Consider the following 24,123-nt stretch of genomic DNA (forward strand, 5'->3'; position numbering starts at 1 on the left):
GACTACTTGTCGTCGTCCTCGCGCTTGAGCGCCTCCATGGCGCGCTGGGTGACTTCCTCCACCGGACCGAGCGCGGAGATCGTCACCACGAGGCCCTGGGCCTTGTAGTAGTCGATGATCGGCTCGGTCTGGGTGTGGTAGACCTCCAGGCGCTTGCGGACGGTCTCCTCGGAGTCGTCGTCACGCTGGTACAGCTCGCCGCCGCAGGCGTCGCAGACACCCTCCTGCTTCGGCTTCTTGTACGTGACGTGGAAGACGTGCGCGGAGTCGTTGCGGCAGATGCGCCGGCCGGCGATCCGCTTGACGACCTCGTCCTCGGGGACCTCCAGGTCCAGCACCGCGTCCAGGTTCATGGACTCGTCCTGGAGCGTCACGTCCAGCGCCTCGGCCTGCGAGACGTTGCGCGGGAAGCCGTCGAGCAGGAAGCCGTGCTCGGCGTCCGGCTGCTCCATGCGGTCCTTGGCCATCGCGATCGTGACCTCGTCCGGCACCAGCTCGCCCTTGTCCATGTAGGACTTCGCGAGTTTGCCGAGCTCCGTCTGCTTGCTGATGTTGGCCCGGAACAGGTCGCCCGTGGAGATGTGCGGGATCGACAGGTTGTTCGCCAGGAACGCGGCCTGCGTTCCCTTGCCCGCACCCGGCGGCCCGACGAGGACGATTCGCATCAGCGGAGGAACCCTTCGTAATTGCGCTGCTGGAGCTGGCTCTCGATCTGCTTCACCGTCTCCAGACCCACACCCACGATGATCAGGATGCTGGTACCGCCGAACGGGAAGTTCTGGTTGGCCCCGAGGGGTGCCAACGCCATTGTCGGCACGAGAGCGATCAGACCCAGGTACAGCGAACCCGGCCAGGTGATCCGGTTGAGTACGTAGCTCAGGTACTCAGCGGTCGGTCGGCCAGCCCGGATGCCCGGGATGAAGCCACCATACTTCTTCATGTTGTCCGCGACTTCCTCGGGGTTGAACGAGATGGCCACGTAGAAGAAGGCGAAGAAGATGATGAGGAAGAAGTAGATCGTGATGTGCGCCGGAGCGTCCGTTTCGGCCAGGTTGGCTTGGATCCAAGTCGCCCAGCCCGCCTGGGAATTGGAGAACTGCACGATGAGTGCCGGGATGTAGAGCAGCGAGGAGGCAAAAATCACAGGGATGATGCCCGCCTGGTTGACCTTCAACGGAATGTAGGTCGAGGTGCCACCGTAGGAACGGCGACCGATCATGCGCTTCGCGTACTGGACCGGAATACGGCGCTGTGCCTGCTCGACGAAGACCACGAGCGCGACCATGACCAGCCCGACCGCGATGACGATGGCGAACTCGATCCAACCGCCCGCCAGGCTGCCCTGCTCCTTGATCGCCCACAGCGCGGACGGGAAGGTGGCGGCGATCGAGATGAACATCAGGATCGACATGCCGTTGCCGATGCCGCGGTCGGTGATGAGCTCACCGAGCCACATGACGAGGGCCGTGCCGGCGGTCATGGTGACGACCATGACGATGGTGGTGTAGATCGACTGGTCGGGGACGATCGACTGGCGCTGCGTGCAGGTGCTGAACAGCGAGCCGCTGCGGGCGGTGGCGACAAGGCCGGTGCCCTGGAGGATGGCCAGGGCAACCGTCAGGTAACGCGTGTACTGCGTGATCTTCGCCGTCCCGGCCTGCCCCTCCTTCTTCAGGGCTTCCAGACGCGGGATCACCACGGTCAGCAGCTGCAGAATGATGCTCGCCGTGATGTACGGCATGATGCCGAGCGCGAAGACCGTGATCTGCAGCAGCGCGCCACCGCTGAACATGTTGACCAGACCGAACAGACCCGAATTGGTCTCGGCCTGGTCGATGCAGAACTGGACGGCGGAGTAATTGACACCCGGGATCGGGATGTGCGTGCCGACCCGGTAGATCACGATGATGCCGAGCGTGAAGAGCAGCTTCTTGCGCAGGTCGGGCGTCTTGAACGCCCGGGCGAACGCGGTGAGCACGGTGCCTCCTGCGACCCCCGCGCTACTGCGTCAAGGGTGACGGTTTTGAGATTCTGATGGGGACGACTTACGTAACGTTTAACTGCCGCCGCGAGTGCCCGGATGAGAGCACCCTGTGAAAACGGGCAGCGCAGGTCACCTTACCGGCGAGACTGCTTCCCTTGGAACGACCAACCGGGGATACCCCATTTGTGGGGTATCCCCGGTCGGGATCGCTCAAGTCATCGAGACACCTGGTGTGTTCAGACGAGCTCGGTGACGGTACCGCCGGCGGCGGTGATCTTCTCCTTGGCGGAGCCGGAGACGGCGTCGACCGTCACCTGCAGCGCCACGGAGATCTCGCCCTGGCCGAGGACCTTGACGAGGCTGTTCTTGCGGACGGCACCCTTGGCGACCAGGTCGGCAACGGTGACCTCCCCACCCTCGGGGTAGAGGGCGGCGAGCTTGTCCAGGTTCACGACCTGGAACTCCGTCTTGAAGGGGTTCTTGAAGCCCTTCAGCTTCGGGAGACGCATGTGGAGGGGCATCTGGCCACCCTCGAAGCGCTCCGGAACCTGGTAGCGGGCCTTCGTACCCTTGGTACCACGACCGGCCGTCTTACCCTTCGACGCCTCACCACGACCGACACGGGTCTTCGCGGTCTTGGCACCGGGGGCGGGACGGAGGTTGTGGATCTTGAGCGGGTTGTTCTCCGCCATGATCAGTCGACCTCCTCGACCGACACGAGGTGGCGGACGGTGTGCACCATGCCGCGGAACTCGGGGCGGTCCTCCTTGACGACCTGCGTGTTGATGCCCTTGAGACCAAGGGAACGCAGGGTGTCACGGTGGTTCTGCTTGCTGCCGATGTACGACTTCGTCTGCGTGATCTTGAGCTGTGCCATTACGCAGCACCAGCCCCGGCACGCGCACGCAGCAGAGCCGCGGGAGCGACGTCCTCGAGGGGCAGACCACGGCGGGCCGCGATCTCCTCGGGACGCTGCAGACCCTTCAGGGCCTCCACGGTCGCGTGCACGATGTTGATCGCGTTCGACGAGCCGAGCGACTTCGACAGGATGTCGTGCACACCGGCGCACTCGAGCACGGCACGCACCGGGCCACCGGCGATGACGCCGGTACCGGGGGAAGCAGGCTTGAGCAGGACGACGCCCGCGGCCTTCTCGCCCGTGATCGGGTGCGGGATGGTGCCCTGGATACGGGGGACCTTGAAGAAGTGCTTCTTGGCCTCCTCAACACCCTTGGCGATGGCGGCCGGCACCTCCTTGGCCTTGCCGTAACCGACACCCACGGTGCCATCGCCATCGCCCACTACGACGAGCGCAGTGAAGCTGAAGCGACGACCACCCTTCACTACCTTGGCGACGCGGTTGATCGCGACAACGCGCTCAACGTACGCGGTCTTCTCGGCGGCAGCTGCGCCGCCGTCACGGCCCTTCCGGTCCCGCCGCTCGCCGCCACCGGCACCGCCACCGCGGCGCTGGGGTCCAGCCATTGGATTTACCTCTCTCTTTCCGCTAGCTACGCAGCGAGCTCAGAACTTGAGCCCGGCCTCGCGGGCGGCGTCGGCCAGGGCCGCGATGCGACCCGCATACCGGTTACCACCACGGTCGAACACGACGGCCTCGACACCGGCGGCCTTGGCACGCTCGGCGACCAGGGCGCCGACCTTGCCGGCCTGCGCCGACTTGTCTTCCGAAGCACCACGGATCGACGAGTCCAGGGTGGACGCCGACGCAAGGGTGTGCCCCTTGAGGTCGTCGATCACCTGGGCCACGATGTGGCGGTTCGAGCGGGTCACGACCAGGCGGGGACGCTCAGCCGTACCGTTGACCTTCTTACGGATCCGGATGTGGCGCCGCTTGATGGCAGCACGCTTGTAAGCGTCGCCCTTAGCGATCTTCGTACCGTATGCCATGGCTTACTTACCCGCCTTTCCGACCTTGCGGCGGATGACTTCGCCCTCGTACTTGACGCCCTTGGCCTTGTACGGGTCGGGCTTGCGCAGCTTGCGGATGTTGGCCGCAACCTCGCCGACCTTCTGCTTGTCGATGCCCTCGACCGAGAACCGGGTGGGGTTCTCCACCTTGAAGGTGATGCCCTCGGGCGCCTCGACGGTGATCGGGTGGCTGTAGCCGAGCGCGAACTCGAGGTTCGAACCCTTGGCCTGCACTCGGTAACCGACACCGCTGATTTCGAGCTTCTTCACGTAACCCGTGGTCACGCCGGTGATCATGTTCGCCACCAGCGTGCGGGACAGGCCGTGCAGGGCCTTGTTCTGACGCTCGTCGTTGGGGCGGGTGACGTTGAGAACGCCGTCCTCACCCTTGGCGATGTCGATCGGCGAAGCGACGGTGTGGGTCAGCGAGCCCTTGGGGCCCTTGACCGAGACCGTACGGCCGTCGATGGTGACGTCCACGCCGGCGGGAACCGTGATGGGGAGCTTGCCAATACGCGACATAGCTTTTTCCTCCGATTCCTTTCCGCTACCAGACGTAGGCGAGAACTTCTCCGCCTACGCCCTTCTTGCCGGCCTGCTTGTCGGTGAGGAGCCCGTGGGACGTGGAGATGATCGCCACGCCGAGGCCGCCCAGCACCTTGGGCAGGGAGGTGGACTTCGCGTAAACCCGGAGACCGGGCTTGGAGATCCGCTTGATGCCCGCGATGGAGCGCTCACGGTTGGGGCCGAACTTCAGCTCGAGAACGAGGTTCTTGCCGACCTCGGCGTCCTCGACCTTCCAGCCCGTGATGAAGCCCTCCTGCTGGAGGATCTCCGCGATGTGAGACTTGATCTTCGATGCCGGCATCGTCACGGAGTCGTGGTATGCCGAGTTCGCGTTCCGCAGACGCGTAAGCATGTCTGCGATCGGATCAGTCATGGTCATGAATTGGCCTTCGGCCTCTCTCGCCGGGGTTTCCTGTATGCGCCATCCCTCTCCCCACTCGGTGGCGGGACGGGTGCGGTGCGGGGACCTACGGCGTAGTAAGTCGTACGGGCTACCGTCAGGCGCCCAACCCTCCAAGCCTAAGCCATGGATGGGTGGGCGCCTGACACGCCCAGTGCTTACCGAGAGCTTCTGGAATCCCTAAAAGAAGGGACTACCAGGAGCTCTTGGTCACGCCCGGCAGCTCGCCACGGTGAGCCATCTCACGAAGGCACACGCGACAGAGGCCGAACTTGCGGTACACGGAGTGGGGACGGCCGCAGCGCTGGCAGCGCGTGTAGCCACGCACGCCGAACTTGGGCTTGCGAGCAGCCTTCGCGATCAGAGCCTTCTTCGCCATCTCGCTCACGCCTCCTTGAAGGGGAAGCCGAGGTGACGAAGGAGGGCGCGGCCCTCAGCGTCGTTGGTCGCCGTGGTCACCACGGTGATGTCCATACCCCGGGTACGGTCGATCTTGTCCTGGTCGATCTCGTGGAACATGACCTGCTCGGTGAGACCGAAGGTGTAGTTGCCACGGCCGTCGAACTGCTTGGGGGACAGACCACGGAAGTCGCGGATGCGCGGCAGCGCGAGCGACAGGGTGCGGTCCAGGAACTCCCACATGCGGTCGCCACGGAGCGTGACGTGGGCACCGATCGGCTGGCCCTCACGCAGCTTGAACTGCGCGATGGACTTGCGGGCCTTGGTGACGGCCGGCTTCTGCCCGGTGATCGTGGTGAGGTCGCGGATGGCGCCCTCGATCAGCTTGGAGTCGCGGGCGGCGTCGCCCACACCCATGTTGACCACGATCTTGACGAGGCCGGGGGTCTGCATGACGTTCTCGTAGGAGAACTCTTCCTGCAGCTTGCCCGCGATCTCCTCGCGGTACTTCGTCTTGAGACGCGGAGTCGTGGTGGTAGCCATCAGATGTCCTCACCCGTCCGCTTGGCAACGCGAACCTTGTTGCCCTCGTCGTCGAAGCGGTAACCGACACGCGTGACGACCTTCTTGCCGTCCTTCTCCACGACCAGCTGGACGTTGGAGACGTGGATCGGGGCCTCGGTCGTGACGATGCCACCGGCCTGCGAACCCTTGGCGGTCGGGCCGGCCTTGGTGTGCTTCTTGACCCGGTTGACACCCTCGACCAGGACGCGGTCCTCGCGGGGGAAGGCCGCGATGACCTTGCCCTGCTTGCCCTTGTCCTTACCGGTGATGACCTGGACCAGGTCGCCCTTCTTGATCTTCATGCTTACAGCACCTCCGGCGCGAGCGAGATGATCTTCATGAACTTCTTCTCGCGCAGCTCCCGGCCGACCGGGCCGAAGATACGGGTGCCACGAGGGTCGCCGTCGTTCTTGAGAATGACGGCGGCGTTCTCGTCGAAGCGGATGTACGAGCCGTCCGGACGGCGGCGCTCCTTGACGGTGCGAACGATGACCGCCTTGATGACGTCACCCTTCTTCACGTTGCCGCCGGGGATCGCGTCCTTGACGGTGGCGACGATGACGTCACCGATGCCCGCGTAGCGGCGACCGGAGCCACCGAGCACACGGATGCAAAGGATCTCCTTCGCACCAGTGTTGTCGGCGACACGCAGTCGCGACTCCTGCTGGATCACGTCTATCTCCTGATTGTCTGCCGGTTCCCGGCAGGGGCCGCCTCTTCACGAGGGAGCCCCTGCCGAGCCTGGCGGAACTGACCTGCGGATTTACCCCGCAGGAAATTACTTGGCCTTCTCGAGGATCTCGACGACGCGCCAGTGCTTCGTGGCGGACAGCGGCCGGGTCTCCATCAGGAGGACGCGGTCGCCGACGCCGGCGGCGTTCTGCTCGTCGTGGGCCTTGAGCTTGCTCGTGCTGCGGATGACCTTGCCGTACAGGGCGTGCTTCTTGCGGTCCTCGACGGCGACGACGACGGTCTTGTCCATCTTGTCGCTGACGACGATGCCCTCACGGGTCTTGCGGAATCCGCGCGCCTCGGTGTTCGTCTCAGTCACGTTGTTCTCGCTCATCAGGCGTTCTCCACCGTTTCGATGCCCAGCTCACGCTCGCGCATCAGGGTGTAGATCCGCGCGATGTCCTTGCGGACCGCCTTCAGACGGCCGTGGTTCTCGAGCTGTCCGGTCGCCGCCTGGAAGCGGAGGTTGAACAGCTCTTCCTTGGCCTCGCGGAGCTTGTTCAGAAGCTCCTCGTTGCCCAGCTCGCGCAGCTCGGACGCCTTGGTACCGGCCGACATCACGCTTCACCTGCCTCGCGCTTGACGATCCGGCACTTCATCGGCAGCTTGTGGGCGGCGCGAGTCAGGGCCTCACGGGCGATCTTCTCGTTGGGGTAGGACAGCTCGAACATGACCCGGCCCGGGTGCACGTTCGCGATCCACCACTCCGGCGAACCCTTACCGGAACCCATGCGGGTCTCGGCAGGCTTCTTCGTGAGCGGGCGGTCCGGGTAGATGTTGATCCAGACCTTGCCGCCACGCTTGATGTGGCGGGTCATGGCGATACGGGCCGCCTCGATCTGGCGGTTGGTCACGTACGCCGGCGTGAGGGCCTGAATGCCGTACTCGCCGAACGCGACCGTCGTACCACCCTTGGCCTGGCCACGGCGCTTCGGGTGGTGCTGCTTGCGGTGCTTGACCCTACGGGGGATCAGCATGTCCCTCAGGCCTCCGTTCCGGTGCTCTCAGCCGGAGCGGCGGCAGCGGGAGCCTCGGCCTTGGGGGCCTCGGCGCCGGCAGCCTGCTGCGGCTTACGACCGCGACCGCCACGCTCGCCACCGCGGCCACCACGGCCGGCCGGGCGGTCAGCGCCGCCACGGGCCGGGCGGTTGCCGGCGCGGGCAGCGGCGTTCTCGGCGCGGACCTCGGCGATGTTCTTGACGTCGCCCTTGTAGATCCAGACCTTCACGCCGATACGGCCGAAGGTCGTCTTGGCCTCGAAGAAGCCGTAGTCCACGTTCGCGCGGAGCGTGTGCAGGGGCACACGGCCCTCGCGGTAGAACTCCGAGCGGGACATCTCGGCGCCACCGAGGCGGCCACCGCACTGGATCTTGATGCCCTTGGCGCCGGCCTTCATCGCCGACTGCATGCTCTTACGCATGGCGCGGCGGAAGGAGACGCGGGAGGAGAGCTGCTCGGCGACGGCCTGAGCAACCAGCTGAGCGTCCGTCTCGGGGTTCTTGACCTCGAGGATGTTCAGCTGGACCTGCTTGCCCGTGAGCTTCTCGAGGTCACCGCGGATGCGGTCGGCCTCGGCGCCACGGCGGCCGATGACGATGCCCGGACGCGCGGTGTGGATGTCCACGCGGACGCGGTCACGGGTGCGCTCGATCTCGACCTTGGAGATGCCGGCGCGCTCCATGCCGGACGTCATCATCCGACGGATGGCGACGTCTTCCTTGACGTAGTCCTTGTACAGCTTGTCGGCGTACCAACGCGACTTGAAGTCGGTCGTGACACCGAGCCGGAACCCATGCGGGTTTACCTTCTGGCCCATTACCGGGTTCCTTCCTTGCTGCTGACGACCACGGTGATGTGGCTGGTCCGCTTGCGGATCCGGTAGGCACGGCCCTGGGCACGCGGACGGAACCGCTTCAGGGTCGGGCCCTCGTCCACGTACGCCTCGCTGATGACCAGCGAAGAGGCGTCCGTGTGGTCGTAGTTGTGTGCGGCGTTGGCAATGGCGCTGTCCAGCACCTTGCCGACCGGCACGCTCGCGGCCTGCGGGGCGAAACGCAGGACCGCCTGAGCCTCCGTGGCGTCCATGCCACGGATGAGGTCCACCACGCGGCGGGCCTTCATGGGCGTGACGCGGATGTACCGCGCCTGGGCCCTGGCTTCCATGGTTGTCCTTCCAGTGTCTGTCATGGTCATTCCACCCCGCTGTTAGCGGCGCTTCGACTTCCGGTCGTCCTTGACGTGACCCCGGAAGGTGCGCGTCGGCGAGAACTCGCCGAGCTTGTGGCCGACCATCGACTCGGTGACGAACACCGGAATGTGGGTCTTGCCGTTGTGCACCGCGATCGTGTGGCCGAGCATGGCCGGGATGATCATCGAGCGACGGGACCAGGTCTTGATGACGTTCTTGGTACCGGCTTCGTTCTGTACGTCCACCTTCTTGATCAGGTGGTCGTCGACGAAGGGCCCCTTCTTGAGACTGCGCGGCATCTAAACCCGCTCCTAGCGCTTCTTGTTCGTCTTGCGGCGGCGGACGATGTACTTGCTCGAAGCCTTCTTCGGCGAGCGAGTACGACCCTCCTTCTGACCCCAGGGGCTGACCGGGTGGCGACCACCGGAGGTCTTGCCCTCACCACCACCGTGGGGGTGGTCAACCGGGTTCATCGCCACACCGCGGACGGTCGGGCGGACGCCCAGCCAGCGCTTGCGGCCGGCCTTGCCCCAGTTGATGTTGCTCTGCTCGGCGTTGCCGACCTCGCCGACGGTGGCGCGGCAGCGCACGTCGACCAGGCGGATCTCACCGGACGGCATGCGGAGGTGGGCGTAGGCGCCCTCCTTCGCGAGCAGCTGCACGGAGGCACCGGCGGAGCGGGCGAACTTGGCGCCGCCACCGGGACGGAGCTCGATCGCGTGGATCGTGGTACCGACCGGGATGTTGCGGAGCGCCAGGTTGTTGCCCGGCTTGATGTCGGCCCCGGGACCGTTCTCCACTCGGTCGCCCTGCTGCAGGTTGCGCGGGGCGAGGATGTAGCGCTTCTCGCCGTCCGCGTAGTGCAGCAGCGCGATGCGCGCGGTGCGGTTGGGGTCGTACTCGATGTGCGCGACCTTCGCCGGCACGCCGTCCTTGTCGTGACGACGGAAGTCGATGACACGGTAGGCGCGCTTGTGTCCGCCACCCTGGTGGCGAACGGTCACACGACCGGTGTTGTTACGGCCGCCCTTGCTGTGCAGCGGGCGGACCAGCGACTTCTCCGGCGTGGACCGCGTGATCTCGACGAAGTCGGCGACGCTGGAACCACGACGGCCCGGCGTAGTCGGCTTGTACTTGCGGATTCCCATTTCTCAGTCCTCGTCCGATATCGGACGATCCGACCCGCTTACGCGGTCGGACCGCCGAAGATGTCGATACGGTCGCCCTCGGCGAGGGTCACGATCGCGCGCTTGCTGTCGGCACGCTTGCCGAAGCCCGTGCGGGTCCGCTTGCGCTTGCCCTGGCGGTTGATCGTGTTGACCCCGGTGACCTTGACCGAGAAGACCGCCTGGACGGCCTGCTTGATCTGGGTCTTGTTGGCGCCGGGGGCCACGATGAACGTGTACTTGCCCTCGTCGAGGAGCGCGTAGCTCTTCTCCGACACGACCGGCTTCAGCAGCACGTCACGGGGGTCCGTGAACGCCTTGCTGGGCGCGGTGACGACGGTGTTCTTGCCCTCGGCGGCGTGACGACGCGCCTTGGCGACGCGCGCGGCCTTGGCGGCCTTGGCCGCCTTGGAGGCGATGGAGGGGTGACGGATGGCCATCAGACCTCAGTCCCTTCGGTGTCGTTGGCCTTCGGGCCGGCGACGAAGGACTCGAGAGCGGCCTGGGTGAAGACCACGTCGTCCGAGACGATCACGTCGTACGTGTTCAGCTGGCCCGGCTCCAGGATGTGCACCTGGGGCAGGTTGCGGGCGGAGAGCCACGCGGCCTCGTCGGCACGCTCGACGACCAGGAGCAGGTTCTTGCGCTCCGAGATCTTGCCGAACAGCGACTTGGCGGCCTTCGTGGAGGGGTTCTCGCCCTCGATCACGCCGGAGACGACGTGGATGCGGTTGTGGCGGGCCCGGTCGGTGAGGGCGTGGCGCAGGGCCGCGGCCTTCATCTTCTTCGGGGTCCGCTGCGAGTAGTCACGCGGCTGCGGGCCGTGGACGACGCCACCGCCGGCGAACTGCGGCGCGCGAGTCGAGCCCTGACGGGCGCGGCCGGTGCCCTTCTGCCGGTAAGGCTTCTTACCGCCACCACGGACTTCGCCGCGGGTCTTGGTCTTGTGCGTGCCCTGGCGGGCAGCCGCGTTCTGCGCGACGACGACCTGGTGGATCAGCGGGATGCTGACCTTCTCCACGCCGAAGATCTCCGCGGGGAGTTCGACGCTTCCGGTCTTCTCGCCGGCAGGCGAAAGGATGTCAACAGTGCTCATCGGTACCTCAGGCCCCCTTGGCCGCGGTGCGGACCAGGACGAGGCCGCCGTTCGGACCGGGAACCGCGCCCTTGATGAGCAGCAGACCCTTCTCCGCGTCAACGGCGTGGACGGTCAGGTTCTGGGTGGTGACCCGCTCGTTGCCCATGCGACCCGCCATGCGGAGGCCCTTGAACACACGGCCCGGGGTGGCGCAGCCACCGATGGAGCCGGGGGAGCGGTGCTTGCGCTGGGTGCCGTGTCCGGCGCCGAGGCCCTTGAAGTTGTGACGCTTCATGACACCGGCGAAGCCCTTGCCCTTGCTCTTGCCGGTCACGTCCACCTTGACACCGGCCTCGAAGACCTCGGCGGAGATCTCCTGGCCCAGCGTGTACTCGGAGGCGTCCGCGGTGCGGATCTCGACGAGGTGGCGGCGGGGGGTGACGTCGGCCTTGGCGAAGTGACCCTTGAGGGGCTTGTTCACCTTGCGCGGGTCGATCTCGCCGAAGGCGATCTGGACCGACTCGTAGCCGTCGACATCGTTCGTACGGACCTGGGTCACGACGTTGGGGCCGGCCTTGACGACGGTGACCGGAACAACACGGTTGTTCTCGTCCCACACCTGCGTCATGCCGAGCTTCTCGCCCAGGATTCCCTTGATCTGCTTAGCCATTCTCAGATCACCGACCCTCAGAGCTTGATCTCGATGTCGACACCGGCCGGGAGGTCGAGTCGCATCAGAGAGTCAACGGTCTTGGGCGTCGGGTCGAGGATGTCGATCAGGCGCTTGTGCGTGCGCATCTCGAAGTGCTCGCGCGAGTCCTTGTACTTGTGCGGCGACTTGATGACGCAGTACACGTTCTTCTCAGTGGGCAGCGGCACCGGGCCCGCGACCGACGCACCAGTGCGGGTCACCGTCTCGACGATCTTCTTCGCCGAGGAGTCGATGACCTCGTGGTCGTAGGCCTTGAGCCGGATGCGGATCTTCTGTCCCGCCATGGCTACTCAGTAGTCCTTTGTCTCGTTTAACGCTCTGGAACCCGGTGTTCCGTCACCCGCTCCTCCGACCCACGCGGTCGGGCGTGTCGCGCTCCCGCTGACACAGATGCCCCTTGTTCGAGCATCCCCAGTCTGGGAAACACGGCCCTTCCGGTACCGCGGGCCGGGGGCGGAGGCCCACCGGGTGCCTGGTCGGCGCCGCACCTTGCTTCCCGAAAGATTCCCGTACGTCCGCTCCAGCGCTGCCCATAGGGCAGTTGGGGCGACGAGTACTGTGGGACTCGCTTCCGGTCCTCCCGGCGGGAGGCGCGCAGCATCAACACTCGACCGAGCAACCCCGCTAGTCTGCCATACGGCGCAGCGCCTCCGCCAATCGAGCCGGAGAGATTACCCCGAGAGTGACGGAGGTCAAACCCGGGCCCGCGGCAGCGGTGCACGGGGCCGACCCGGATCCCGGCCGACTCCGCCGGCGGGCCGAAGGTGATCCATCCGCCGACCATCAGAGGAGCGGCGCAGGATCCTGTGCCCGGACCCCGGAACCCAGCGTTCCCGGCCTCCGGGGCGTTCATGGATGCGGCGACTTTCTGTAGATCGTGCGTGAACCATGTGCGTCCCGGGCGCGTGCAGGAGCTGGGCGCCTCCTCGTAGATCACGGCCGCCATAATCATCGGCGTGTCTGAGTACGGGGGCGGACCCAGCGAGCCGCCGGAGAGCAAGGTTCCGAGATCGCGACTCGCGGAATACGCGGAGATGACGGTCCCGCCGAGGGAGCCGACCGACACGCGGTTGCCACCCCCTCAGCCGGCTGCGGAGCCCCCACTCGAACGCGCTGCCGACGACCCCGAGGCCGAGGCCCGTAGGCAGCGGTTCCTCGATGTGCTGGAGGAGTTCCGGAGTACGCCGGTGCTGGTGCCGCTGGGCGAGGGTCCCGGACCTGCCGGTGAGCGGGGCCTGCTCACCGCCGACTGGAACGGCGTCCGCTTCATCCTCGCCTTCTCTCATGGTCAGGCGCTGGCCCGCTACGCCGAGAAACGAGGCGAGTACCACCGCGAGTGGGTCTACCGGACGATCCTCGGCTCGCACCTGCTGGATGCGGTGGTACCCGCGGTCGGCGTGCCCTGCGGAGTGGCGCTGGACTGCGCGGACGGCCCGGACGGCGTGGTGTTCCCGCCGGTGCGGGGCGTCGTACCGGACGAGGTCGCTGTCGACCGTGAAGAAGGGCGTGCCGTATGAGTGTCGACGGGGAGGCCGTGACCGGTGGAGGCGTACCGGTGGCCAGCGATCTCGTGCCGCTGTTCATGGGCGGCGGCGCTCCGGACCTGAAGACCGAGGGCATGGACCTGGTCGCCAAGGGGCTGACCGACGCACTCGGCGAACTGAAGGAACTCGGCATGGTCGGCATGTCCGGGGCCGGGCGCGGCTTCGGTGACATCGCCCTCAACGGCCTGGAGCTGGGGCACGAGGGACTGACCGAGACGTTCGGCTCGTTCTGCGAGCGCTGGGAGTGGGGAGTGCGCGCGCTCATCAACGAGGGCAACGGCTTCGCGATCAAGACGGGCCTGGCGGCCGGCACCCTCTACGAGACCGAGCAGTACATCGAGGGCTCGTTCAAGGTCGTGGCGAACGCCGCCATCGGCAATCCGTACGCCACCGAGGACGAGGTCACCCGGATGGGCTTGGGTGACATCGCCGCGTCCGGGGTGTGGGGCGGCAACGTCGACTACAGCCAGGAGTCCTGGGACCGGGCGGGCGAGAACATCAAGCAGGGCTGGATGGACGCCGGCCGCGACGTGATGACCTCGCACACCGCCGGTCCCCTCGGCCTCAACCCCGAGAACCTGCACGAGACCTTCGGGGTGTCCGACGCCGAGTACGACGAGATGCTCGACAACACGTTCGGGCCCTCGCCCGAGGCGCGCGCGGAGGCCGCCGCCCAGCAGCAGGCCGGTGGCGGGCAGTAGTGGGCATCGTCGATGGCATCCGGGACGGCCTCAACGCCGGCCTGAAGGTCGGCGAGCACCTTGTCGACGAGGGCAGTAAGAAGCTCGGCGAGGGTGTCGACTACGCCACCGACAAGGTCGGCGACGGGCTTGACTACGTCGGCCTGCACGGCGCAGCCGACGCGGTGGAGGACTTCGGTGACGAGCTTGCCGCCGACCTCGGCGCCATGCCCGGCGAGCAGCAACTCGGCGAGAGCGAGGAGGCCGACGAGCTCATTCACGGCAACCCCGCCAAGATCCGGGAGAGCGCCAAGCACCTCAAGGACTTCCAGGCCGCCTTCGACAAGGTCGGCACGGGGATGAAGAAGGTCGACTCCTCCACCTGGAAGGGCGAGAGCGGTAACGCCTTCCGGGAGAAGTTCAGTGTGCACCCCACGAAGTGGCTGCACGCCGCCGACGCCTGTGAGACGGCGGCGGGAGCGCTGGATGCCTACGCCGAGACCGTCAAGTGGGCACAGACCCAGGCCCAGGAAGCCATCGCCCTGTACAAGCAGGGCAAGAAGGCCTCCGTGGCGGCCGTGGAGACCTACAACAAGAAGGTCGACGCCTACAACGCCAAGATCAGGGCGGACCAGGATCCAGGGCCTCAGCCCGAGCCGTTCCACGACCCCGGAATCGCCGACATGAGGGCCGCGCGCGACAAGCTCGCCCAGGCCCGCAAGCAGCGCAACTCCGTCGCCTCCGAGACCCAGACCAAGGTCAGGGCAGCCCTCGCCCACGCCCCCGCCGAACCACCGCCGCTCGACCGCCTCGGCAACAACCTCGTCGACGGCGCCCAGGCCTACTACACCGAACTCACCCATGTCGTCGGCGGCGCCCTCAAGGGCACCGCGGGCCTGGTCAACTTCGTCCGCGGCCTGAACCCCCTCGACCCGTACAACGTCACCCACCCGGCCGCCTACATAGAGAACGTCAACATGACGCTCTCCGGCCTCGTCTCCACCGCCGCCCACCCCGAACGCGTCGCCCAGGCCGTCGTCGACGGCTTCCAGAAGGACCGCTCCGAGTTCATCGGCCGCCTCCTCCCCGAACTCCTCGGGACGAAGGGTGCGGGCCTGGCCCGCACCGGAATCCGCGTCGGTGTGAAGGAGGGGCTGGAGGCCGGCGCCTCGAATCTGACGTCCCAGGGGGTGCGGCTCGCCGACGACCTCGCCCCGACGGGCCGCGCCCTGCACGCGGACTCGATGGATGCGGCGGCGGCGCAGAAGTTCCTTGACGAGAACTATCCGGGTATCAGGGACCTCAACGGCGGGACGCCGGACAATGGCTTCCAGCACTCCCCACACGTCCCCGACGACGTGTGGAACGGCCTCACCCACGCACAGCGCCATGAGGTGGCCGCCGCCGAGCTGAGCGACGGCGCGGTGTCGTTCAGGGATCCCGACTCGGCGGTCTCCTACGGGCGGGACCACTGGAACAATTACGTGGACGACCTTCCGGACTCCGCCAAGGATGCGCTCAGGGATTACAGCAAGGAACCGCCGATTCCTGGCGCGCCGGGTTCGGCCACCTACAAGGAGATGAACGGGTTCCTTCGCGGTAAGGAGGAATGGGGCACTCCAGAAGTGCTCCGCAATATCGAGGAAGTCGACAGGGCTCTCGCCGGGAAGCCGATCCCGGAGGACGTCATGGTCGTTCGCGGCACAGGCATCCGTCATGTGGAATTCGAAGACGTCAAAGACTTGGTCGGCAGGGAAATCACCGATCCTGGCTATACGTCAAGCTCACTCGGAAACCATCCGGTGCCCAGCTTCGAAGGAAAGGAAGCGATTCTGCGTCTGCGTGTTCCCGAGGGAACTCATGGGACGTGGATCGAGAATGTCAGCGATTTCGGAGTGACCGAGCGAGAATTGCTGCTGGGCCGGGGAATGAGTTACAAAGTGACCCGCGCCTTCGAGGACGAGAACGGCCAGTATCAAATCTACGGCCACGTACTTCCGAGTAACTAGGATGGGTGTTTTTATGGACTCGCAACCGCGGAAGAATCATCGCTTCGAAGCGGACATGGCGTTCGTGGTGACGGGAGGGCCGCCACGCTACGCCCGCCACACGGACAAGCCGGTCCAGTACCTTGCCGTGGCCGACACCACCGAGCAGGTGATTGGCTACGTGTGGGCCAACGACGAGGACGAGGCCGGCGGGGTGCGTGTCCGAAGCGACGCGAGCCCCGCGGCCCACAACGAATTCGGCGTGTGGGGCGACAGGATGCGCAACGCCAAGCAACGCGGCATCGCCCCCACCGCCGCGCTGGCCGAGCTGATCCGCGACTCGCCCTTCAGCCCCCGCAGCCATGTCGTCCCGGGCTCGCTCACCGAGGCGTCCAGCATCATCGTGGTCGACGACCTCGCCAGGAAGAAGTGGGGCCTGGACCGGGTCAAGGGCGGGGCGACGGGCGCGATGGTCGGCCTGGCCATCGGGGACGCGCTGGGCTATCCGACCGAGTTCCTCAGCCTGGACCAGATGACCGCCAGATACGGAACCTGGCGGGAACTGGAACTGCCGTTCACCAACGGTGTGGCGCTGGTGACCGACGACACCCAGATGGCGCTGGCGGTCGGGGACGCGCTGGTGGACGTGACGCGGGACGCCGTCGAGCCGTTCTCGGCCGCAACGCTCGAACCGGCTCTGCGCGCCCACTTCGTGAAGTGGCTGCACTCCCCCGACAACAACCGCGCCCCGGGCCAGACCTGTCTGACCGCCTGTGCCGCGCTCGAACGCGGCGGGCCGTGGCAGGCGGCCAGCGTGCTGGGGTCGAAGGGCTGCGGAGCGAACATGCGGGTCGCCCCGGTCGGCCTGGTACCGGGCCTGACCGCCGAACAGCGGGCCGGTGCGGCCCAGTTGCAGGCGGCGCTGACCCACGGCCACCCGACGGCACTGGCCGCGAGCGACCTGACGGCCTACGCCGTCTGGCTCCTCACCCACAACTGCGCCCCCGTGGAACTCCTCCCCTGGCTCCGCCACTACGCCCTGAAGTCGCGGACGACCTACCACTCCGCCTGGCTCGGGGACCTGGCGCAGCGCGCCGGCGCCACGGATCCGTCGGCGTACATCGCCCACGGCTGGGACGAGTGCCTGCGCGCCCTGGACAGGGTCGAGGCGGCGCTGCGCGCGCCGGACCCGGACCAGGACCCCTGCGCGGTGACCGGCGCGGGCTGGATCGCCGAGGAAGCGCTGGCGGCCGCCCTGTACTGCTTCCTCCTCTTTCCCGACGAGCCGGTCACCGCGGTGCGCCGGGCGGCGTGGTCCTCGGGTGACTCGGACTCGATCGCGGCGCTGGCCGGGGCGTTCGCGGGGGCCTCTGTGGGAGCCACCTGGCCGGGAGCCTGGTCCCGGGGCGTGGAGTACCGGGACCAGATGCGCGTGATGCTCGCACCCTGGGACACGGGCGACACCGGACACGCCGCGAGTCCGCGCGGCGGACGCGGTGCTCGTGGCTGAGCTGCCGGGCCCGGAGCGGCGGGCAGCGGACTGGCTCGCGGCCACGTACGGCGGTCTCGTCGAACCGACCGCGCCGCATCCGGTGCACGAGACGGACACGGCGTGGGTGCTGGCCTGCCGGACAGTCCCCCAGTCCGGCTATCCGCGTACGCCGATGCTCGCGGCGTCGGTGGCGGTCCCCAAGGACGGCGGCTCCCCGTTCCACCCAGCCCCGAGCGACCCGCTCGCCGACCTGCTCGCGGCCGCATCCCCTCAGGAGACGGCGGCCCGGGTCTCGGGCCAGCCCCGCCGGATCAACGCCCGGGGCTGCACGGTGACCCTGCACGCGGCGATCGACGGCGCCCGATCCGTCCCCCTCCCCTGGCGTCCGGCCGACGAGGCGCCGGGCTGGGTGGCGCGGCTGAAGCGCCGCTATTTCCCCGAGTTCACGCGGGTCCCGGTCGGTGGCTGGGACGACGTGGTCAAAGCCGTCACCGAGCCGGGCCCGGACACCCGGGGCGTGGTGTGGGTACGACGCGAGATCGGCGGCCACGAGGCGACCGGCAACCTGCTGTACGCGCACAACAACGGGGGCCAGGTCGTCCTGCTGGACGGGCTGACGTCGTCGCTCGCCCGGCTCGACACGGACCTGGTGCGCGAGCTAGTCCTCCTCCGTGCCCTGCCCGTCGCACACGGCCGCCGGCGGCTTCCGTAGGAGCGGTCGGCGGCGGATTTCGCCGAAGCCGTGGCCAAGGCCCGGCTCTGGCTCGACGACGCGTATCAGGGGCAGGTCGACCTGGCAGCCCCGACGGCCCAGGACGAGACCCGGTGCGGCTGGGTCTTCTCCTGCAACACCGTCCGTTTTCTGCGTGACGGCCACTGGCAGGACGCCCTCCTCGACGCCACCCTCGTCGTCCCCAAGGACGACACCGCGCCGTTCGGCCTGCCCAACTCGGATCCCTGGGCCTGGCTGGCCCGTTGGGACGCCGGTGAGACCCCCGGCTCGGCGGACGTCCCCGTACCGCCCCAGCCCGGCCGCGCGTCCTGGTTCGAACCGACGCTCTCGGAGCTGGGCTCGGTCCTCTCCGTGTCCGAGCACGCGGACTGGCCGGACGCGCTCGAGGCCCTGTCGGTGCTGCCCGCCGAAGCGCGGGCCCTGGTCTGGGTGCGCCGCACGGACGGCCGGTCGCGCGAGGCGGTGGGATGGCTGGTGACCGCTCCCAAGATCGCGGGCGGCGTGATGCTGGTCGACGGGGCGACCGGCTCCCCCGCGTCCCTGGACCCGACAGGCGTGCACCGACTGCACGTGATCCGTTACCGCTGAGAAGGGGCGAGGCCGCCCCTGGGAGACCTGCGGCCGCTCCCTCATCGGCGCCCGAATGGGGGTCGGCCTCGCGTGCGGCCGTCGAGGTACCCGGCGAGGGGACCGGGGGGCCGTAGCCCGCTTCGATCCGGCGGGGCGACCGGGGACGACCGGCTCCTCCCGGCGAGAGGCGCAGCCTCAACCTGGAGGCGCAAGGGTGAGGGGTGAGGGCAGTCGCGCGATGACCACGGTCAGCCTCAGCCCGGCTCCGACGTACGCCGGCGCGGCATCGCCCAGTAGGCCGTACCCAGGGCGAGCACCAGCAGGGCGGGGAGCAGCAGGACCACCGCCGGGTGGATGTCCTCGTGGAGGAGCCAGGCGCCCAGGAGGCCCCCGGTGAACATCGCGCCGACCGAGGCGAGGCGGCGGCCCTCCTTTCCGGAGCCCGCCCCGATGCGGGGGTCGGTGAGGCCGCCGAGCAGGGCGGTCAGGGCGCGGGTGGAGACCGTGGTGGGCAGGTCCGCGACCCGTGCCCGCAGGGTGGTGATGTTGCGCATGCCCATGGCGACGGCGACCAGGGCGATCACCGCGTAGTGCGGGTCGTCGGCCGGGGAGCCCGGCGTGGTGAGGCCCGTGCGCCAGGCGACCAGTCCGCCGAGCCCCAGCAGCAGGGCCTCGACGATCAGCGCGGGCCCGAACCAGCGGTGGCCGTGCGCGTCCACGGTCGACTCGAAGCGGGAGCCCAGTACCGCTCCGGCCACGAAACCGGCGAACGAGACCACCGAGGCGGTCGGTGACAGATCCACGGCGCCGGTGAGCGCGAAGGAGAGGAAGAGGAGGTTACCGGTCTGCACCGCGGTGAAGACCGGGCCGAGGACGAGGAAGCTGACGGCTTCGATCATGCCGGTCGTCAGCGTGAGCGCCACCATGACCGAGGTGAGCCCGACGCCCGCTCGGGGCTTCATACCCGGACCCTAGGCCGCCGATAATCCGCTCGCCCGCCCACGAGCCGCACTCCTACTCTGATCAGGTAAGTCGGCTGTCACGGGGGAACGTCCATCATGCGTACGCACTATCCGCGGACCCGGCATCTGCCCTGGTCCCCCGGCGCCACCGTCGACGATCTACGGGTCACCGACCTGTCCGGCCTGCGCGGCCGGGAGGTCGTCGTGACCGAGAAGCTCGACGGCGAGAACACCACCCTGTACGCCGACGGCGTGCACGCCCGCTCACTCGACTCCGCGCACCACCCCTCCCGTACCTGGGTCAAGGCGCTCCAGGCCCGGATCGGTCCTGCCATACCCCACGGTTGGCGGGTGTGCGGCGAGAACGTGTTCGCCCGGCATTCGATCGCGTACGACGACCTGGACAGTTGGTTCTACGGCTTCTCGGTGTGGGACGGGGACGGGCGTTGCCTGGACTGGGACCGGACCGTGGCCTTTCTGCACGGCCTCGGGGTGCCCGTGCCGCGGGTGCTGTGGCGGGGCGTGTTCGACGAGAAGGCGCTGCGCGCCCTGCGGCTGGACCTCGGGCGGCAGGAGGGGTACGTCGTCCGGGTCGTGGACGGTTTCGCCGCGGACGAGTTCGGCGCGTGCGTCGCCAAGTGGGTGCGGGCCGGGCATGTACGGACGGACACCCACTGGATGCATGCGGCCGTCGTGGAGAACGGGCTGGGGGCGCGTGCGCCGCTGTGGGCCGTGCGCTCCGGCGCGCCTGCGGACGCCGACGCGCTGGCGGAGGCCGTTGGACTGCCCGGCGAGGGGGACCGGGAGGCCGTGGCCCGCTTCGACCCGGAGGGGCGGACGGGGGACGAGCGGCTCGCCGGCGTCCTGGCCGCGCTGCTGCACGAGCACGTCCCGGGCGGCCGGCGGGCCCGGGTGGCCGCCCGGCTGGCCGGGGTCGTGGGGATGCCGCTCGCGCGGCGGGTCGCCGACCTGGTGGGGCTGCACCCCGCGCTGCACCGGCCCTATCCCGACGAGGACCGCCGGACGGGCCTGGCCCGGCTGTCCCTGGCCGCCGATCTCGGTCTGCTGCACGCGGTCGCCCGGGCCACGGCGGCGACGGACGAGGCGCGCGAACAGGTGGAGTGGTCGGCGCTGCACGCCGAGGAGGTGCGGGGCCTCGACGAGGGGGCCCTGGCGGAGGCGTTCGCGGAGCTGTCGGCCGACGCGGCGGTCCGGTGCCGGGCCGAGGCGCGGGAGGCGTACGTGCGGGGGCGGATCGGTGGGGGCGGCCCCGCCGGGGGCCCCATCGGCACCTCCGCCGGGGTCCAGGAGGCCGTCGCGGCCACCTGGCGGTGGAGGTCGGGGGCCTTCCCGGGGCTGATCCAGTTGGTCGGTCCGGCGGGCAGCGGCAAGACCTCGTTCGCGCGGGGGCTCGCGGGAGTGGACGCGTATGTATCACTGGACGACCTGCGCGCTGCGCGCGGCGCACGCGCCGACCAGGCGGCCAACGCCGAGGTGCTGCGCGCCGGGCTGGACCGGCTGGACGCGGCGCTCGCCGCCGGGGGGACGACGGTGTGGGACGCCACCTCCCTCACGCACCAGCAGCGCTCACTGGTGCACGCGATCGCCCACCGCCGCAACGCGCTGATCACCCACGCCGTGGTCCTGGTCGACGAGGACGAGCTCGTACGGCGCAACGCCCGGCGCGAGCATCCGGTGCCGCCCGAGGTGCTCACCGGCCAGCTGCGCCGCTTCGCCCCGCCGTATCCGGGCGACGCGCACCGCACCTGGTACGTCGGTGCGAGCGGGACCATGGAGAACGAGATCTGAGGAAGAGGTCTGAGGAACCGTGCGGACGAGCGAGGAGATCTACCACCGGGTGCGCTGGGACACGCGCTTCGACCCGGCCCGCTTCGTGCTCGGCGTCCTGCAACGGAACGCCGCGCCCAAGCGGGTCCCGCTGCCCGCGTTCGTGCCCGGCGGCGAGATCCCGTGGCACCGGGTGCTGTTCATCGAGGCGGACGGCGAGCTGGTCTGGGACCGGGCCACGGGGGTGGACCGGATCGACGCGACGGACGCGGGGCGCGTAAGGGAAGCGCGTCTGCTCCGCGCGCCGTTCTTCACGGCGCGCACACCGCACGTGTGGGACGACGAGGCATGGGCGCCCGCGACTCGTGCGCCGGGCGGGGCCTCGGCCGCGCCACCCGGCCTCGGGGACGTGCGGGTGCTGACCTGGAACACCCTCTGGGACCGCTACGACGCCGACCTCGTCGACAGCGCCCGCCGCAGGCCGTTGCTGCTGCGGGCGTTGCGTGAGGCCGACGTGGACGTGATCGCGTTGCAGGAGGTCGAGGCGGAGCTGCTGGCCATGCTGCTGCGCGAGCCCTGGGTTCGGGAGGACTGGGCCCTCGGGACGGATCCGCGCGGGCGGGACGTGGACGAGTGCGGTCTGCTCCTCCTGAGCCGGTTGCCCGTCCGCGAGGCCGCGTTCCACGCGCTGGGGCCGCACAAGGCGGTGACCGCCGTCGTCGTGGAGACCGGCGTACGCCCCCTCGTCGTGGCGGCGACGCATCTGAGCAGTGACCACTCCACGGACGGCGTCGGCCGCCGAGCCGCCGAACTGGCCCGTGTCGCCGAGGGATTGGCGGGCCTCGACACCGATCTGCTGTTGCTCGGCGACTTCAACGACGGCGGCGACACACCTCAGCTGACCCTCGGCATGCGGGACGCCTGGAGCGAGGCCCACGGCGCCGCCGACGCCACCCCGACCTTCGACCCGGGCACCAACCCGCTGGCCGCGATCTCGTCCCTGTCGGGGCGGGCGTCCCGTCTGGACCGGGTGCTGCTGCGCGGGGCGGGGCTGCGGGTGGTGCGGGCCGACCTGTGCGGGGACGTGCCGACGCCGGAGGGGCTGTACATCTCGGACCACTACGGCGTGCGGGCGGAGGTGACACCGGACGCCCCGGACACGGGCGCTCCCGCGAGCCTCGCCGCCCGGCCGACGGCCCGTACGGCACTGGCGTGGCTGCCTCCCGAGGAGCTGTGGCCGCCGATCCAGGCCGTCCGCCGGGAGCACGACCCGCAGATCCACCGCTGGCCGCCCCATGTGAACCTCCTCTTCGGCTTCGTACCGGAACACGCCTTCGAGGAGGCGGCCGCGGTGCTCGCGTCGTCGATGACGGCCGCGGCACCTCCGTTCGACGCCCGGCTGGAGGGCGTGCACTGGTTCGGGCACCGGGACGACGCGACGGTGTGGCTCGACCCGGCGGCCGCCGGGGAGGGCCCGTGGGCCGACCTGCACAGCACCCTCGTACGGCACTTCCCGCACTGCCGGGGCCGCCGCGAGGGCTTCACCCCTCACCTCAGCCTGGGCCGCACCACCGACCCGAACGCCCTGGCCACGGCCTGCGAGGCCCGGCTGACCCCCATGCGGGCGAAGGTCGGCGAACTGGCGCTGGTGTCGCGGCGCGGGGACGAGCCCATGCGGGTGCGCGGGACGGTGAGCCTGGGGACGGGAGAGGTGCGGTGGGCGGAGGAGTCGACGCCGTACGAGGTGGGCGGGGCCGGCGGGGACGAGGTGGCCGACCGGGCCGCTGTCCTCATCGCGGAGGCACTCCCGGACGGCGTCGTGCACGTGGTCGGCTCCCGGCGCATGGGCTGCGCGCTGCCGGGGGCGGACCTGGACCTGGTGGCGGCACTGCCAGGACCGGTCGAACTGGCCGATGTGCAGGCGAAGTTGGCCGCGATGACGCATGCGTCGGTCGGCGACGTGCGCGAGGTGACCGGCGCGCGCGTACCCGGCGTACGGCTGCGGGTCGACGGGCTGGACGTGGATCTGGCGGTCGTGGCCACCGGCGTGCTGGATCCGGCGGAGGCGGTGGCGCGGCGGGCCGAGCTGGGCGAGGCGGCGGCGATCGCGCTCAGCGCGGTGAGCGACGCGGAGGCCGTGCTCGCGTCGGTGGGCGCACACGGTCCGGCGTTCACGCGGCTGGCCGGGCAGGTCAAGGCGTGGGCGAGGGCGAGGGGCCTGGACTCGGCACTGTTCGGCGGGGTTCCGGGCCTGGCGTGGTCCGTGCTGGCGGCCCGCACGGCGCGGGAGGCGGGTGACGCGGGCGGCCTGCCGCCGGCCGAACTCCTCCGGCACTTCTTCGCGACGTGGGCGGCGTGGGACTGGCGCGAGCCGGTGGGCGACCTCGCGGACGGCTCCGGCCCGCTCCTCCCCCTCACCATCGCCACCCCCTCGGCCCCGGTCCGCTCGTGCACGGACCAGGTGACGGCGGGTATGCGGGACCTGATCACCCAAGAGCTGTTCCGGGCTTGGGAGTTGCTGGAAGAGGGGAGCCCTCTGTCCGTCCTCCTCGCCCCTCCCCCGCTCCACCGCCGCCACGTCGCTTGGGCGATCGTGACGGTGGAGGGAAACGGGGGCGGGGGCGCGGACGGACTCGCGGACGAGGGC

At 69.0% G+C, this 24,123-nt stretch carries 32 protein-coding genes; 8 read left to right on the top strand and 24 right to left on the bottom strand.

Annotated elements, in window-relative coordinates:
- Positions 1–2: 2 nt before the first annotated feature.
- The 23 genes from P1P70_RS07805 to rpsJ all read right to left on the bottom strand — a co-directional run bounded on the left by P1P70_RS07805 (position 3) and on the right by rpsJ (position 12,003).
- On the bottom strand, positions 3–665 hold the full coding sequence (locus P1P70_RS07805) for an adenylate kinase (protein WP_319235728.1): 663 nt from the start codon (positions 663–665) through the stop codon (positions 3–5).
- Complete coding sequence (gene secY / locus P1P70_RS07810) at positions 665–1,978, bottom strand: preprotein translocase subunit SecY (RefSeq protein ID WP_319235729.1); 1,314 nt, start codon at positions 1,976–1,978, stop codon at positions 665–667. The genes P1P70_RS07805 and secY overlap by 1 nt, the downstream gene beginning before the upstream one ends.
- Positions 1,979–2,220: 242 nt before the next feature.
- Entirely contained in the window at positions 2,221–2,676 is a 456-nt protein-coding gene (gene rplO / locus P1P70_RS07815; RefSeq protein ID WP_059079051.1) for a 50S ribosomal protein L15, read from the bottom strand.
- Positions 2,677–2,678: 2 nt separating this feature from the next.
- Positions 2,679–2,861, bottom strand: coding sequence for a 50S ribosomal protein L30 (gene rpmD, locus P1P70_RS07820; protein WP_045559458.1), 183 nt, complete (start codon positions 2,859–2,861; stop codon positions 2,679–2,681).
- A complete protein-coding gene (rpsE, locus tag P1P70_RS07825) occupies positions 2,861–3,469 on the bottom strand; it encodes a 30S ribosomal protein S5 (RefSeq protein ID WP_013001409.1) in 609 nt (202 codons plus the stop codon). The genes rpmD and rpsE overlap by 1 nt, the downstream gene beginning before the upstream one ends.
- 39 nt (positions 3,470–3,508) lie before the next feature.
- On the bottom strand, positions 3,509–3,892 hold the full coding sequence (gene rplR, locus P1P70_RS07830) for a 50S ribosomal protein L18 (protein ID WP_005481210.1): 384 nt from the start codon (positions 3,890–3,892) through the stop codon (positions 3,509–3,511).
- A 3-nt stretch (positions 3,893–3,895) separates the two neighbouring features.
- Positions 3,896–4,435: a 50S ribosomal protein L6 gene (gene rplF / locus P1P70_RS07835; protein WP_086752865.1), complete on the bottom strand. Its 540-nt coding sequence runs from the start codon at positions 4,433–4,435 to the stop codon at positions 3,896–3,898.
- A 25-nt stretch (positions 4,436–4,460) separates the two neighbouring features.
- Positions 4,461–4,859 (bottom strand): 30S ribosomal protein S8, encoded by a 399-nt coding sequence (gene rpsH / locus P1P70_RS07840; RefSeq protein ID WP_013001411.1) that lies wholly within the window; start codon positions 4,857–4,859, stop codon positions 4,461–4,463.
- Between the two features lie 214 nt (positions 4,860–5,073).
- A complete protein-coding gene (locus P1P70_RS07845) occupies positions 5,074–5,259 on the bottom strand; it encodes a type Z 30S ribosomal protein S14 (RefSeq protein WP_003948630.1) in 186 nt (61 codons plus the stop codon).
- A 5-nt stretch (positions 5,260–5,264) separates the two neighbouring features.
- Positions 5,265–5,822: a 50S ribosomal protein L5 gene (gene rplE, locus P1P70_RS07850; protein WP_005481216.1), complete on the bottom strand. Its 558-nt coding sequence runs from the start codon at positions 5,820–5,822 to the stop codon at positions 5,265–5,267.
- Complete coding sequence (gene rplX / locus P1P70_RS07855; protein WP_149825917.1) at positions 5,822–6,145, bottom strand: 50S ribosomal protein L24; 324 nt, start codon at positions 6,143–6,145, stop codon at positions 5,822–5,824. Before rplX ends, rplE begins: the two co-directional genes overlap by 1 nt.
- A 2-nt stretch (positions 6,146–6,147) precedes the next feature.
- Positions 6,148–6,516, bottom strand: coding sequence for a 50S ribosomal protein L14 (rplN, locus tag P1P70_RS07860; RefSeq protein ID WP_003992364.1), 369 nt, complete (start codon positions 6,514–6,516; stop codon positions 6,148–6,150).
- 105 nt (positions 6,517–6,621) lie between these two features.
- Positions 6,622–6,909, bottom strand: a complete 288-nt coding sequence (gene rpsQ, locus P1P70_RS07865; protein ID WP_006130775.1) for a 30S ribosomal protein S17 — start codon at positions 6,907–6,909, stop codon at positions 6,622–6,624.
- Positions 6,909–7,133, bottom strand: coding sequence for a 50S ribosomal protein L29 (gene rpmC / locus P1P70_RS07870; protein WP_059079052.1), 225 nt, complete (start codon positions 7,131–7,133; stop codon positions 6,909–6,911). Before rpmC ends, rpsQ begins: the two co-directional genes overlap by 1 nt.
- Positions 7,133–7,552: a 50S ribosomal protein L16 gene (rplP, locus tag P1P70_RS07875; protein ID WP_004927269.1), complete on the bottom strand. Its 420-nt coding sequence runs from the start codon at positions 7,550–7,552 to the stop codon at positions 7,133–7,135. The genes rpmC and rplP overlap by 1 nt, the downstream gene beginning before the upstream one ends.
- A 5-nt stretch (positions 7,553–7,557) precedes the next feature.
- Positions 7,558–8,391 (bottom strand): 30S ribosomal protein S3, encoded by an 834-nt coding sequence (gene rpsC, locus P1P70_RS07880; RefSeq protein ID WP_013001414.1) that lies wholly within the window; start codon positions 8,389–8,391, stop codon positions 7,558–7,560.
- Positions 8,391–8,738, bottom strand: a complete 348-nt coding sequence (gene rplV, locus P1P70_RS07885) for a 50S ribosomal protein L22 (protein ID WP_004571827.1) — start codon at positions 8,736–8,738, stop codon at positions 8,391–8,393. The genes rpsC and rplV overlap by 1 nt, the downstream gene beginning before the upstream one ends.
- A gap of 42 nt (positions 8,739–8,780) precedes the next feature.
- Entirely contained in the window at positions 8,781–9,062 is a 282-nt protein-coding gene (gene rpsS, locus P1P70_RS07890) for a 30S ribosomal protein S19 (protein WP_005481224.1), read from the bottom strand.
- A gap of 12 nt (positions 9,063–9,074) precedes the next feature.
- A complete protein-coding gene (rplB, locus tag P1P70_RS07895; protein ID WP_319235730.1) occupies positions 9,075–9,911 on the bottom strand; it encodes a 50S ribosomal protein L2 in 837 nt (278 codons plus the stop codon).
- A 38-nt stretch (positions 9,912–9,949) separates the two neighbouring features.
- Positions 9,950–10,369, bottom strand: a complete 420-nt coding sequence (gene rplW / locus P1P70_RS07900; protein WP_215448529.1) for a 50S ribosomal protein L23 — start codon at positions 10,367–10,369, stop codon at positions 9,950–9,952.
- Positions 10,369–11,025: a 50S ribosomal protein L4 gene (gene rplD / locus P1P70_RS07905; protein ID WP_230219577.1), complete on the bottom strand. Its 657-nt coding sequence runs from the start codon at positions 11,023–11,025 to the stop codon at positions 10,369–10,371. Before rplD ends, rplW begins: the two co-directional genes overlap by 1 nt.
- A gap of 7 nt (positions 11,026–11,032) precedes the next feature.
- A complete protein-coding gene (gene rplC, locus P1P70_RS07910) occupies positions 11,033–11,677 on the bottom strand; it encodes a 50S ribosomal protein L3 (protein WP_005481233.1) in 645 nt (214 codons plus the stop codon).
- Positions 11,678–11,694: 17 nt separating this feature from the next.
- Positions 11,695–12,003 carry a 30S ribosomal protein S10 gene (rpsJ, locus tag P1P70_RS07915; protein ID WP_003948644.1) on the bottom strand — a complete coding sequence of 103 codons (309 nt, stop codon included), beginning with the start codon at positions 12,001–12,003 and terminating at the stop codon, positions 11,695–11,697.
- A gap of 672 nt (positions 12,004–12,675) precedes the next feature.
- Between rpsJ and P1P70_RS07920 the strand changes: the two genes are divergently transcribed.
- From P1P70_RS07920 to P1P70_RS07945, 6 genes are all read left to right on the top strand, one after another.
- A complete protein-coding gene (locus P1P70_RS07920) occupies positions 12,676–13,236 on the top strand; it encodes a hypothetical protein (protein WP_319235732.1) in 561 nt (186 codons plus the stop codon).
- On the top strand, positions 13,233–13,964 hold the full coding sequence (locus P1P70_RS07925) for a hypothetical protein (RefSeq protein ID WP_319235734.1): 732 nt from the start codon (positions 13,233–13,235) through the stop codon (positions 13,962–13,964). The genes P1P70_RS07920 and P1P70_RS07925 overlap by 4 nt, the downstream gene beginning before the upstream one ends.
- Positions 13,964–15,952: a putative T7SS-secreted protein gene (locus tag P1P70_RS07930; RefSeq protein WP_319235735.1), complete on the top strand. Its 1,989-nt coding sequence runs from the start codon at positions 13,964–13,966 to the stop codon at positions 15,950–15,952. The genes P1P70_RS07925 and P1P70_RS07930 overlap by 1 nt, the downstream gene beginning before the upstream one ends.
- A gap of 448 nt (positions 15,953–16,400) precedes the next feature.
- Positions 16,401–17,441 (top strand): ADP-ribosylglycohydrolase family protein, encoded by a 1,041-nt coding sequence (locus tag P1P70_RS07935; protein WP_319235744.1) that lies wholly within the window; start codon positions 16,401–16,403, stop codon positions 17,439–17,441.
- The gene (locus P1P70_RS07940) at positions 17,434–18,135 is read left to right on the top strand and encodes a toxin glutamine deamidase domain-containing protein (RefSeq protein ID WP_319235737.1); all 702 of its coding nucleotides are present in this window, start codon (positions 17,434–17,436) and stop codon (positions 18,133–18,135) included. The genes P1P70_RS07935 and P1P70_RS07940 overlap by 8 nt, the downstream gene beginning before the upstream one ends.
- Positions 18,136–18,165: 30 nt before the next feature.
- Positions 18,166–18,744: a YrhB family protein gene (locus P1P70_RS07945; protein ID WP_319235739.1), complete on the top strand. Its 579-nt coding sequence runs from the start codon at positions 18,166–18,168 to the stop codon at positions 18,742–18,744.
- Between the two features lie 236 nt (positions 18,745–18,980).
- Here the strand turns inward: P1P70_RS07945 and P1P70_RS07950 are convergent, their stop codons facing one another.
- The gene (locus P1P70_RS07950) at positions 18,981–19,688 is read right to left on the bottom strand and encodes a YoaK family protein (protein ID WP_319235740.1); all 708 of its coding nucleotides are present in this window, start codon (positions 19,686–19,688) and stop codon (positions 18,981–18,983) included.
- A 96-nt stretch (positions 19,689–19,784) separates the two neighbouring features.
- Between P1P70_RS07950 and P1P70_RS07955 the strand changes: the two genes are divergently transcribed.
- Positions 19,785–21,497: an RNA ligase family protein gene (locus P1P70_RS07955; protein WP_319235742.1), complete on the top strand. Its 1,713-nt coding sequence runs from the start codon at positions 19,785–19,787 to the stop codon at positions 21,495–21,497.
- Positions 21,498–21,516: 19 nt separating this feature from the next.
- A partial coding sequence (locus P1P70_RS07960; RefSeq protein ID WP_319235743.1) for an RNA repair domain-containing protein occupies positions 21,517–24,123 on the top strand: 2,607 nt, incomplete at its 3' end.

It is taken from the genome of Streptomyces sp. MB09-02B, from assembly GCF_033794485.1.
In the GTDB taxonomy this organism is placed as follows: domain Bacteria; phylum Actinomycetota; class Actinomycetes; order Streptomycetales; family Streptomycetaceae; genus Streptomyces.

Coding starts and splice junctions, on each gene's coding strand:
- rplE (WP_005481216.1), bottom strand. CDS start 5,822: ATGGCTACCACCACGACTCCGCGTCTCAAGACGAAGTACCGCGAGGAG.
- rpsS (WP_005481224.1), bottom strand. CDS start 9,062: ATGCCGCGCAGTCTCAAGAAGGGGCCCTTCGTCGACGACCACCTGATC.
- rplR (WP_005481210.1), bottom strand. CDS start 3,892: ATGGCATACGGTACGAAGATCGCTAAGGGCGACGCTTACAAGCGTGCT.
- rplF (WP_086752865.1), bottom strand. CDS start 4,435: ATGTCGCGTATTGGCAAGCTCCCCATCACGGTTCCCGCCGGCGTGGAC.
- rplX (WP_149825917.1), bottom strand. CDS start 6,145: ATGAAGATCAAGAAGGGCGACCTGGTCCAGGTCATCACCGGTAAGGAC.
- rplO (WP_059079051.1), bottom strand. CDS start 2,676: ATGGCGGAGAACAACCCGCTCAAGATCCACAACCTCCGTCCCGCCCCC.
- P1P70_RS07935 (WP_319235744.1), top strand. CDS start 16,401: ATGGTCGGCCTGGCCATCGGGGACGCGCTGGGCTATCCGACCGAGTTC.
- rplC (WP_005481233.1), bottom strand. CDS start 11,677: ATGGCTAAGCAGATCAAGGGAATCCTGGGCGAGAAGCTCGGCATGACG.
- rpmC (WP_059079052.1), bottom strand. CDS start 7,133: ATGTCGGCCGGTACCAAGGCGTCCGAGCTGCGCGAGCTGGGCAACGAG.
- rplP (WP_004927269.1), bottom strand. CDS start 7,552: ATGCTGATCCCCCGTAGGGTCAAGCACCGCAAGCAGCACCACCCGAAG.
- rpsJ (WP_003948644.1), bottom strand. CDS start 12,003: ATGGCGGGACAGAAGATCCGCATCCGGCTCAAGGCCTACGACCACGAG.
- rpsC (WP_013001414.1), bottom strand. CDS start 8,391: ATGGGCCAGAAGGTAAACCCGCATGGGTTCCGGCTCGGTGTCACGACC.
- rplV (WP_004571827.1), bottom strand. CDS start 8,738: ATGGAAGCCAGGGCCCAGGCGCGGTACATCCGCGTCACGCCCATGAAG.
- P1P70_RS07925 (WP_319235734.1), top strand. CDS start 13,233: ATGAGTGTCGACGGGGAGGCCGTGACCGGTGGAGGCGTACCGGTGGCC.
- rplB (WP_319235730.1), bottom strand. CDS start 9,911: ATGGGAATCCGCAAGTACAAGCCGACTACGCCGGGCCGTCGTGGTTCC.
- P1P70_RS07845 (WP_003948630.1), bottom strand. CDS start 5,259: ATGGCGAAGAAGGCTCTGATCGCGAAGGCTGCTCGCAAGCCCAAGTTC.
- rpmD (WP_045559458.1), bottom strand. CDS start 2,861: ATGGCACAGCTCAAGATCACGCAGACGAAGTCGTACATCGGCAGCAAG.
- rpsH (WP_013001411.1), bottom strand. CDS start 4,859: ATGACCATGACTGATCCGATCGCAGACATGCTTACGCGTCTGCGGAAC.
- P1P70_RS07950 (WP_319235740.1), bottom strand. CDS start 19,688: ATGAAGCCCCGAGCGGGCGTCGGGCTCACCTCGGTCATGGTGGCGCTC.
- rpsE (WP_013001409.1), bottom strand. CDS start 3,469: ATGGCTGGACCCCAGCGCCGCGGTGGCGGTGCCGGTGGCGGCGAGCGG.
- P1P70_RS07805 (WP_319235728.1), bottom strand. CDS start 665: ATGCGAATCGTCCTCGTCGGGCCGCCGGGTGCGGGCAAGGGAACGCAG.
- rplD (WP_230219577.1), bottom strand. CDS start 11,025: ATGAGCACTGTTGACATCCTTTCGCCTGCCGGCGAGAAGACCGGAAGC.
- rpsQ (WP_006130775.1), bottom strand. CDS start 6,909: ATGAGCGAGAACAACGTGACTGAGACGAACACCGAGGCGCGCGGATTC.
- P1P70_RS07955 (WP_319235742.1), top strand. CDS start 19,785: ATGCGTACGCACTATCCGCGGACCCGGCATCTGCCCTGGTCCCCCGGC.
- rplW (WP_215448529.1), bottom strand. CDS start 10,369: ATGGCCATCCGTCACCCCTCCATCGCCTCCAAGGCGGCCAAGGCCGCC.